The following is a 9,128-nucleotide window of genomic DNA, read 5'->3' as shown; positions in this document are numbered from 1 at the left end:
AGCTGGTCCCGGGGATCCTCTAGAGCATCCGGGACGGGCGCGTGTGTCGGACGGGAGGGACGGTGCCAGCCCGCCCCGCGCCTCCTGGACAGGAGGACTCGGGTACCTAGACGGCCTCAGCGAATTAGGTAGTGCCTACTGATGTGACGTCACCGACCCGGCGGCTACCGTAGAAGTCGCCGGGATTCGGACCCGACCCGAACGGGTCCGAACCCGGCGACAGGATCCAAGGTACGCGACATTCCGCACATCCTGTCAACCGTTCCGGCGAGTCGTGCTGCATTCCGCAACCCACCTGCGGCTCGCAGCGGCGCCGGAAGGCCCGCGGACTCGACCGATCAGAGCAGCTCGGCGAGTTCCGTGCGGGCGTGCAGGTCCCACTTCGTGAACACCCGGGACAGGTGCGCGTCGATGGTGCGGACGCTCAGGCCGAGGGTCTCCGCGATGCGGCGGTTGCTCAGGCCGTGGGACGCGAGTTCGGCCACCTCGTACTCGCGGTTCGTCAGCGGCGGCTTCACCCGTCCGGCCGACACCGCCATCCCGTGCGACGCGAGCACCCCCTGGGCCGCGATGATCCGGGTCCGGTCGTCGGTGCGGACCGCCTCGGCGTACTCGACGATCGCTCCGGCGAGCGGGCCGTCCACGCGGGCGGCGGCGTCGCGCATCCGCAGGAGGGACGCCGCCGAGTCGCGCCCGTTCAGCATGTCGTTCGTGTAGTGCAGGGTCTGCGCGTACATCACGTGCGTCCACGACCCGCTGGCCGACCCGCGCTCGATGATGTCGTCCGCGTGCCGGAGGCCCGCCGGGTTGCCGAGCACCGCCTCGGTCCACGCGATCGTCACCGCGACCTGGTCGCCGATGATCCGCATCGCCCGGAGCGGCGTCGCCCGGGCGCGCTCGAGCGCCGCCGCGGCCTCCTCGCCGCGACCGGCGTAGGCGTACGACATCGCCAGCCGTGCCCACGGGTAGGCCGCGAAGCCGCCGTGATCGGCCACGTCGTAGCGCTCGCAGGCCGCGGAGAACGCCGCGACGGCGTCGTCCCACCGGCGCTGGGCGAGTGCGAGGTTGCCCTCGCCGATGAGCTCCAGCGTGAAGTCGTACTTCAGGTACGGGCTCGACCGGCGGACGGGGACCTCGGTGATGAGGTCGGCGATGTCGCCCCGCCACACCTGGAGCTGGTGCAGCACGGACACGATCTCGCCGACGCTCCACGGGGCGTCCTCGAGGTGCTCGACCGCGGTCGCCAGGCACGCCCTCCCGAAGGCCTGGGCATCGTCGAGCCGACCGGCGGTGGCGAGGGCCATCACGGCGCACGGCGCGAGGCAGAGGAACGCGAACGGCACCGTCGCCGCCTGCACGATGCCGGAGCGCTCGAGCTCGTCGCGGACCTCGTCGAAGCGGCCGCCCCAGCCGAGGTGTGCCAGGCGCAACAGGCGGAGCCGTTCGGCGGCGTCCGGACCCACGAGCCGCGACGCGGCATCGGTGAGGGCGACCGCGGCGAGGACGTCGTCGTCGTGGAACTGCCGGATGTTCGCGAGCGTCTCGCACGCTTCGATCACGGCGTGGTCGTCGACCTCGGTCGGGGCCGAGCACACCACGGCCCATGCGGCCTCGGCGTCGGCGCGACCGGCCTCGCGCCCGGTGCTGTACGAGTGCGCGAGCGACCGCAGGCAGTGCGCGGCGACCCGCTCGCACGGGCTGAGCGTCGTGCGGAGGGCGGCCGAGGCCAGCGCGATCCCGCTCTCGTGCTCCTGCAGCCCGACCGCGACCTGGGCGGCGTCGAGGAGCTGGTCGACCGGGGGCAGCACGCCGCACTCGAGCGACCACAGCGCGGCACGGAGACGGGCGGCGGGCGGCGCGCCCTCCGGCCGGTCGGTGCGGAAGGCGTTGGCGCGGGCGAAGAGCGCCGTGCGTCGGGCGACCGGGACGAGCGCACGGACGACCTCGCCGACGAGGGGGTGCGACGGGCGGACGACGGCGGCACCGTCCTCGAGGGCGTCGATGCGGACGAGGCCGAGCGCGACGACGCGGTCGACGTCCCCGCCGCTCACCAGCCCGATCAGCCGCGCGAGCGGGATCGGGTCCGCGAGGGCGACGATGTCGACGACGTCGCGGAGGTCCTCCGGCAGCGACCCGAGCTCGGTGCGGTACATGTCGGCGAGGCTGTTCGAGGCGGTGACCCGGCCACGCCAGTACCAGCCGGTGGCGGTGTGGTCGAGCGCCCCGGAGGCGAGCGCCGACCGGACGACCTCGCGGATGTAGAGCGGGTTGCCGGCGGTGGCCCGGTGCACGCGTTCGGCCGACGCCGTCTCGAGCTGGGCGCCGAGCGCCCGCGCGATGAGGGTCGAGGTCTCGTGCAGGTCGAGCGGCTCGAGGTCGATGCGTTCGAGCAGGTCGTCCTGCCAGAGGGCTCGGAGCGGTTCGGGGAGTGCGGTGAAGTCGCGGCAGGTCAGGACCAGCCGGGCACCCTGCTCGCGGACGAGCCACGCGACGTAGCGTGCGGAGATCGCGTCGAGGTGGTCGGCGTCGTCCACGCGCAGCAGCACGTCGCGGTCGGTGAGCTCCTCGCTCTCGCGGAGGCGCTGCTCGGCCCCGCCCGCGCCGACGAGCTCGGCGAGGGAGCCCGGCAGCTCGCCGAAGCGCTCCGACGCCGCGCCGAACGGCATCGACCTGCTGGCGGCGACGGCCGTGATGGGCACGACGAGCGTCCGGCCGGAGGCGTCACGACCGGCGACGCGGTCGGTGATCCGCAGGGCCGCGGAGCTCTTGCCGAGGCCGGGGGCCCCGACGAGCGCGACGCTCCACCGGTGTTCGGCGACGACCGCGACGGCCCGGTCCTCCTCGCGACGCTGCAGGATCGGCCAGCTGATCCGCGCCGGCGTCCGGGCGCCGCGGGTGGTCCGTTCGCGCATCTGCCGCACCTCCTCACCGTGGGATACCGATCGGTAGCGACCATCCTCTCCCGGATCCACCTGGGCGGACAGGCCGGAGCACGTCCCACAGTGGGGGACAATGGACGTGTGAGCAACACCGACCGACCCGACGAACGACCGGCTCCGGCGCCGAACGCTGTCTCCTCCTCCGACGAGGTGACGATCCGTCGTGCCCCGAAGTTCGGGGTCTTCATCGTCGGCGGTGCGGTCCTCGGCTTCATCGCGACGCTCGTCGTCGTGTCGCTCACCATGGACATCGACCGTGGGGACACGCAGGAGACCGCGAGCTTCGGCAGCCTGGTCGGCTACTTCAGCCTGTGGGGCGTCACGATCGGCGCCTTCGTCGGCGCCGTCGTCGCCGTGGTGCTCGACCGCGTGTTCGCGCGCCGGGCCGCCCGCCTCACGGCGGAGCGCGTCGAGGTCGAGCTGCCGCCCGAGACCGTGGACGGCGAGATCGAGGACCACGGCGACGCCCGGGCGGACGGCGACCGGACGCCGTAGTCGTCCGCATCTGACGGACTGGAGGCGCGGCTCGGCCTGGCACCGCGCCTCCAGTCCGTTGCGGGGTCGCGTTCGCGACCCCGCTCAGCTGAGCTGGTTCGCCTCGACCCAGGACAGGTACTCCGGGCTGACGGTGCCCGTGACGTACTCGCCCGTGAAGCAGCTCATCTCGAGGTCCGTGACGTCGGACCCCTCGATGATCGCGTCGCGCATGTCGCCGATCTCCTGGTAGATCAGGTGGTCGCTGCCGAGCACCTTGTTGATCTCCGGGATCTTCCGGTCGTGCGCGATGAGCTCGGCGCGCGTCGGCATGTTGATGCCGTACACGTGCGGGTACCGGACAGGCGGCGCGGCGCTCGTGAAGGTGACCTCGTTCGCCCCGGCGGCACGGGCCATCTCGACGATCTCGCGGCTGGTGGTGCCGCGGACGATCGAGTCGTCGACGATCAGGATGTTCTTGCCCTTGAACTCCGACGACATCGCGTTGAGCTTCTGGCGCACCGACCGCTTGCGCTCGGCCTGCCCCGGCATGATGAAGGTGCGGCCCACGTAGCGGTTCTTGTAGAAGCCCTCGCGGTACTCGATGCCGAGCTTCTGCGCCACCTGCATGGCGGCCGGTCGGCTCGAGTCGGGGATCGGCATGACGACGTCGATGTCACCCGTCGGCGCGTACTGCTCGATGGTGTCGGCGAGCCGGTTGCCGAGACGCAGGCGTGCGTCGTAGACCGAGATGCCGTTCATCACCGAGTCGGGTCGGGCCAGGTAGACGTACTCGAACGAGCACGGCACCAGTCGCGGGTTCTTCGCGCACTGCCGGGCGTGCATCTGACCGTTCATCTCGATGAACACGGCCTCGCCCGGGGCGATGTCGCGGACGATCTCGTATCCGCCGGACTCGAGCACGAGTGACTCGCTCGCGACGACCCACTCCGGCTGCCCGGCCTCGTCGAACTTGTGACCGAGGATGAGCGGACGGATGCCGTACGGGTCGCGGAAGGCGAGCAGCCCGTGCCCGGCGATCGTGGCGATCGTGGCGTAGGAGCCCTCGACGCGCTCGTGCACGCGCTCGACGGCGTCGAAGACCTGGCCCGGGTCGAGGTTCGCGCCGCGGACCTGCCCCTGCAGCTCGTGCGCCAGCACGTTCACCAACAGCTCGGTGTCCGACGTCGTGTTGAGGTGTCGACGGTCGATGTCGAACAGTTCACGCGTGAGTTCCCGCGTGTTGGTGAGGTTGCCGTTGTGGACGAGGACGATGCCGTACGGCGCGTTCACGTAGAACGGCTGGGCCTCTTCCTCGTTGCTCGCGGCACCCTTGGTGGCGTAGCGGACGTGCCCGAGCCCCATGGTGCCGAGGAGGGCGCGCATGTCACGGGTGCGGAACGCCTCGCGGACGTGCCCGCGGGTCTTGTGCATGTGGTGCACGTGGCCCTCGACCGTGGCGATGCCCGTCGAGTCCTGCCCGCGGTGCTGCAGCAGGAGCAGTGCGTCGTAGATGGATTGGTTGGCGGGGCCCTGTGCAACGAGGCCGACGATGCCGCACATTCGCGGGTGTGCTCCAGACCGTAGAATCGGGGGGTACCGAACAAGTCTGCCATGTCACCGCGAAGGACTCAGCATGCCCAACCCGTACGCCGAAGCCGGAGTGGACACCGCCGCCGGTGACCTGGCCGTCGAACTCATGAAGTCCGCGGTCGCGGCCACCCACAACCAGTCCGTGCTGGGTGGCGTCGGTGGCTTCGCCGGACTCTACGACGTCTCGTTCCTGAAGGACTTCTCACGACCGCTGCTCGCGACCTCGACCGACGGCGTCGGCACGAAGGTCGCGATCGCGCAGGCGATCGACAAGCACGACACCATCGGCCAGGACCTCGTCGGCATGGTCGTCGACGACATCGTCGTGGTCGGGGCGAAGCCGCTCTTCATGACGGACTACATCGCCTGCGGACGCGTCGTGCCCGCTCGCATCGCGGACATCGTCGCCGGCATCGCGCGCGGCTGCTCGGAGACCGGCACCGCACTCGTCGGTGGCGAGACCGCCGAGCACCCGGGCCTGCTCGGGCCGGACGACTACGACGTGGCCGGTGCCGCGGTCGGCGCGGTCGAGGCCGGATCGCAGCTCGGCGCGCACCTCGTGCAGGACGGCGACGTCGTCGTGGCGATCGCGTCCTCCGGGCTGCACTCCAACGGCTACTCGCTCGTCCGGCACATCCTGTCGTCGCGTGGCGTCGCGTACACCGACTCCCTGCCGGAGCTCGGCGGGCTCGTGGGGGAGGCCCTGCTCGAGCCGACGCGCCTCTACACGACGCCGCTGCTGTCGCTCATCGAGCAGCACCCGGGTGCCGTGCACGCGCTCTCGCACGTCACGGGCGGCGGCATCGCGGCGAACCTGGCGCGTGTCCTCCCCGTCGGCTCCTGGGTCGAGGTCGACCGCTCCACGTGGCAGCCCCTGCCCGTGTTCCGGGTCCTCGCCGACATGGCCGGGACCCCCATCGAGGACACTGAGGGCACCTGGAACCTCGGAATCGGCATGTTCGCGGTCGTTTCGGCGGCTGCCGCGTCGGACGTCATCGCGTCGCTCGGCGCCGCCGGCCTGCCGTCGTGGGCGGTCGGGTCGATCTCGACCTCTGTGCGCGAGGACCTCGCCGGGTTCGAGCAGGGTGCGAAGGGTGTCGACGGCGGCGCGGTGCGGCTCGTGGGGGCGTACGAGGGCTGAGTCCCGGGCGCGGGGCGGGCGGGCGCGGGGTGGGCCGCGCCGCGCCACGTGGGCGCGGGACGGGCGTCGCCGCGCGGGTGCGGGGTGGGCGCGCGCCACGCGGGCGCGAGGTAGCACGAACTGCCGTCCGGACTCCTTCCGGGCGGCAGTTCGCGCGACCGGGTGGAACGGGCGCGGCGCGTCGTGCGACCTCGGGGAGCGCCCGGGATCAGTGCGTGTGCATGATGCGACACCGCGCCGGTCGATCGACGGGTGCGATGTCGGACGATGCGCCGGCATCCGATGTGCGTGCACGAGCCGACGTTGCGCCGGTCGATCGAAGCGGACAACGTCGCACCGTGCTCGCGCATCGATGCGGGCGGCACGGTGACACCGGCCTGCACGTACGACGAAACGCCGCGCTGCCCCGGAGGGTGCGCGGCGTCGTCATCGAGCCTGGGTCAGGCGGACTTGTTCTGGTCCTGTTGGGGTTCGAACTCGTCGTCTTCTTCGAGCTGGTCATCACCGTATTGGTCTGCCCAGCGGTCGATGTAGGAGTTCTCATCCGAGTGTTGCCCGGCGGAGAGCTCGCGTTCGAGCGCACCGTAGTTCGTCTCCGGGCTGAAGTACTTCAGTTCCCGGGCGACCTTGGTGTGCTTCGCCTTCTGACGGCCGCGCCCCATGCGTGACCCCCTCGTGATCGGCTCTGGTCCGGTCCTGGCGGGAGAGGAGTCACCCGGGGAACCGAACGGTTTCGTGGTTTGAAATCTGCCAATCACTCTACCATGTACCCCGATCTGGACGTCGCCGCGACGGCCCCGCCCACAGCAGAATCGAAGTGATGACAGACGACGCGCAGGCCCCGGCCGACCAGCACGCCCGGGTCGTGGTGATCGGCGCGGGTCAGGCCGGTCTCTCGGTGGGATACCACCTCCGTCGGCTCGGGCTGACGCCGGGGAGCGACCTGGTGCTGCTCGACAGGGCGCCCGCGACCGGAGGAGCGTGGCAGTTCCGGTGGGAGGCCCTCCGTCTCGGAGCCGCGCACCGCGTGCACGACCTGCCGGGGATGAACGCGATGGGCCTCCGGTTCGACGACGCCGATCGGTCGCGGCCGGCCCGGGACGTCGTCGGCGAGTACTACCGACGCTTCGAGCAGTACTACGACCTGCGCGTGCGGCGGCCGGTCGCGGTGACCTCCGTGTCGCGCATCGCGGACACCACCGGATCCTCGGCCGGACTGTGCGTCACGGTCCGCAGTGCCGACGGGGGGACGAGCCGGATCGGCGCGGACGTCGTGGTGAACGCCTCGGGGACGTGGGGCACGCCCTTCGTCCCCTGGTACCCGGGCCGGGACGTCTTCCGTGGTCGGCAGGTGGACACGACGGAGTACCGCAGCGCGGCGGAGTACGCCGGGCAGGACGTGGTGGTGGTCGGGGGCGGGACGAGTGCCATCGGATTCCTGCTCGAGCTCGACGGCGTGGCGGCGCGGACGCGGTGGTTCACGCGTCGCCCGGTGGTGTGGTCCGAAGCGGCGGCCCTCGACGTCGAGTCCGCGGTCGCGGCGGTGGACGAGCAGGACCGGGCTGCCCGGGCGGGGGAGACCCTGCCGAGCATCGTGTCCGGCACCGGGGTCCCGATCTCGCGCCGGATCCGTGCGGGACTCGACCGCGGTGTCCTCCGGGATTCGCCGATGTTCACGCGACTCGACGAGACCGGTGTCGTCACGGCCGACGGCGAGCACGTGCACGCCGACGCCGTGATCTGGGCCACGGGGTTCCGCGCGGACCTGCGGCACCTCGCGCCGTTGCATCTGCGGACTGCCGCCGGCGGGATCGTGGTCGAGGACGGGCGCTCGGTCGACGAGCCGCGGCTCTTCCTCGCGGGGTACGGGCCGCAGGCGTCGACGATCGGCGCGAACCGGGCCGGCCGGAGGATCGCTCGGCAGGTGATGGACGTCCTCGCGGACGACCCCGACGGGCAGACTGCGCACGCCGACTGATCACGCACGGCCTGGCCGCGCACCGATTGATCACGCACGGCCTGGCCGCGCACCGACTGACCTCGCACCAACTGGCCGCGCACGGTGCGGTGTTGTTGGCCGGGTGCGGCGCTGCTCGATCGGTGCGAGGTTGTAGTGCCGCACCGAGCGGGCAACCCCGCACGGGATGGGGAAGGTCGCACGGTGCGAGGGCGTGGTTCGGGCTCGCGGCGGCGGTGCGCACGGTGCTGTGTTGTTGGCCGGGTGCGGCGCTGCTCGCTCGGTGCGAGGTTGTAGCGCCGCACCGGGCGGGCAACCCCGCACGGGATGGGGAAGGTCGCGGCACGCGCGCGTCAGGCGGGGAGTGGCTCCTCGACGCCGCGGCGCCGGCGCGAGGCCCGCAGGACCACGGCGTCGAGCGAGAAGCGACCCGGCCCGGTCAGCGCCACCGCAAGGGACGCCACCGCGAGGACCAGGACGTACTCGAACCCGCCGTCCTGCGAGTAGATCCTCGTGGGTGACGGCGGGGATCCGGTGTCGGTTGGCGCGCATCACCCGACGTTGCAGGTCGATGAGCTTCGCGCGGCCCTGTTCGACCGTGACCGGGGCGGTGCCGAAGATCCTGGTGATCTGGCCGATGCCGTCGCGGACGGCGTCGTCGAACGGTTCGGCGCGGAGCAGGGTGTCCTGCATAGGAGCCACGTCGCCACCGGCGCCTTCCGCGTCCGGCCAGGTGCTGCCCAGCTGCTGGACCTTCTCGCGGAGCGTCATGTCCGCGAGCAGTGCGGCAGCGCGTTCCACGGCGTCGACGGTGGGGTCGTTCCACCGTGCGGTGGGGGCTTCGATGGTCATGCTCGTTCCGATCAAGCTCGGGGGGAGGGGTTCCCGGTGCCACGGGATGGCGGTGCGGTGGTACTGCGGACGACGAGTTCCGTGGCGAGTTCGCTGCGTTTGGTGACGAGGCTCTCGCCGCGTGCGAGGCGCAGCAGGGTGATGAGCGCGGTGCGGCCGAGTCGGCGATGGG

The 9,128-nt window shown here is 71.7% G+C and carries 6 protein-coding genes; 3 read left to right on the top strand and 3 right to left on the bottom strand.

Features of this window, described 5'->3' with window-relative positions; genetic code table 11:
- Positions 1-338 precede the first annotated feature (338 nt).
- Positions 339-2,912 (bottom strand): helix-turn-helix transcriptional regulator, encoded by a 2,574-nt coding sequence (locus tag I5E_RS19265; protein ID WP_022908426.1) that lies wholly within the window; start codon positions 2,910-2,912, stop codon positions 339-341.
- Positions 2,913-3,020: 108 nt separating this feature from the next.
- Here I5E_RS19265 and I5E_RS22220 point away from each other — a divergent pair, with 108 nt between their 5' ends.
- Positions 3,021-3,434: a hypothetical protein gene (locus I5E_RS22220; protein WP_022908425.1), complete on the top strand. Its 414-nt coding sequence runs from the start codon at positions 3,021-3,023 to the stop codon at positions 3,432-3,434.
- Between the two features lie 84 nt (positions 3,435-3,518).
- On the opposite strand, the gene purF is transcribed toward I5E_RS22220, so the two are convergent.
- Positions 3,519-4,976 carry an amidophosphoribosyltransferase gene (gene purF, locus I5E_RS19255; protein WP_022908424.1) on the bottom strand — a complete coding sequence of 486 codons (1,458 nt, stop codon included), beginning with the start codon at positions 4,974-4,976 and terminating at the stop codon, positions 3,519-3,521.
- Positions 4,977-5,049: 73 nt separating this feature from the next.
- Here purF and purM point away from each other — a divergent pair, with 73 nt between their 5' ends.
- Complete coding sequence (gene purM, locus I5E_RS19250; RefSeq protein WP_022908423.1) at positions 5,050-6,147, top strand: phosphoribosylformylglycinamidine cyclo-ligase; 1,098 nt, start codon at positions 5,050-5,052, stop codon at positions 6,145-6,147.
- 440 nt (positions 6,148-6,587) lie between these two features.
- Here purM and I5E_RS19245 read toward each other — a convergent pair whose 3' ends face one another.
- Positions 6,588-6,809 (bottom strand): DUF3073 domain-containing protein, encoded by a 222-nt coding sequence (locus tag I5E_RS19245; protein ID WP_022908422.1) that lies wholly within the window; start codon positions 6,807-6,809, stop codon positions 6,588-6,590.
- Positions 6,810-6,967: 158 nt separating this feature from the next.
- On the opposite strand from I5E_RS19245, the gene I5E_RS19240 reads away from it, so the two are divergent.
- A complete protein-coding gene (locus tag I5E_RS19240; RefSeq protein ID WP_022908421.1) occupies positions 6,968-8,125 on the top strand; it encodes an NAD(P)-binding domain-containing protein in 1,158 nt (385 codons plus the stop codon).
- The last annotated feature ends 1,003 nt before the right edge of the window (positions 8,126-9,128 follow it).

This window comes from Curtobacterium sp. B18, from assembly GCF_000333375.1.
Classification (GTDB): Bacteria; Actinomycetota; Actinomycetes; order Actinomycetales; family Microbacteriaceae; genus Curtobacterium.
Note: the sequence above shows the minus strand (reverse complement) of the source record. Positions and strands in the feature narration are given on the sequence as shown.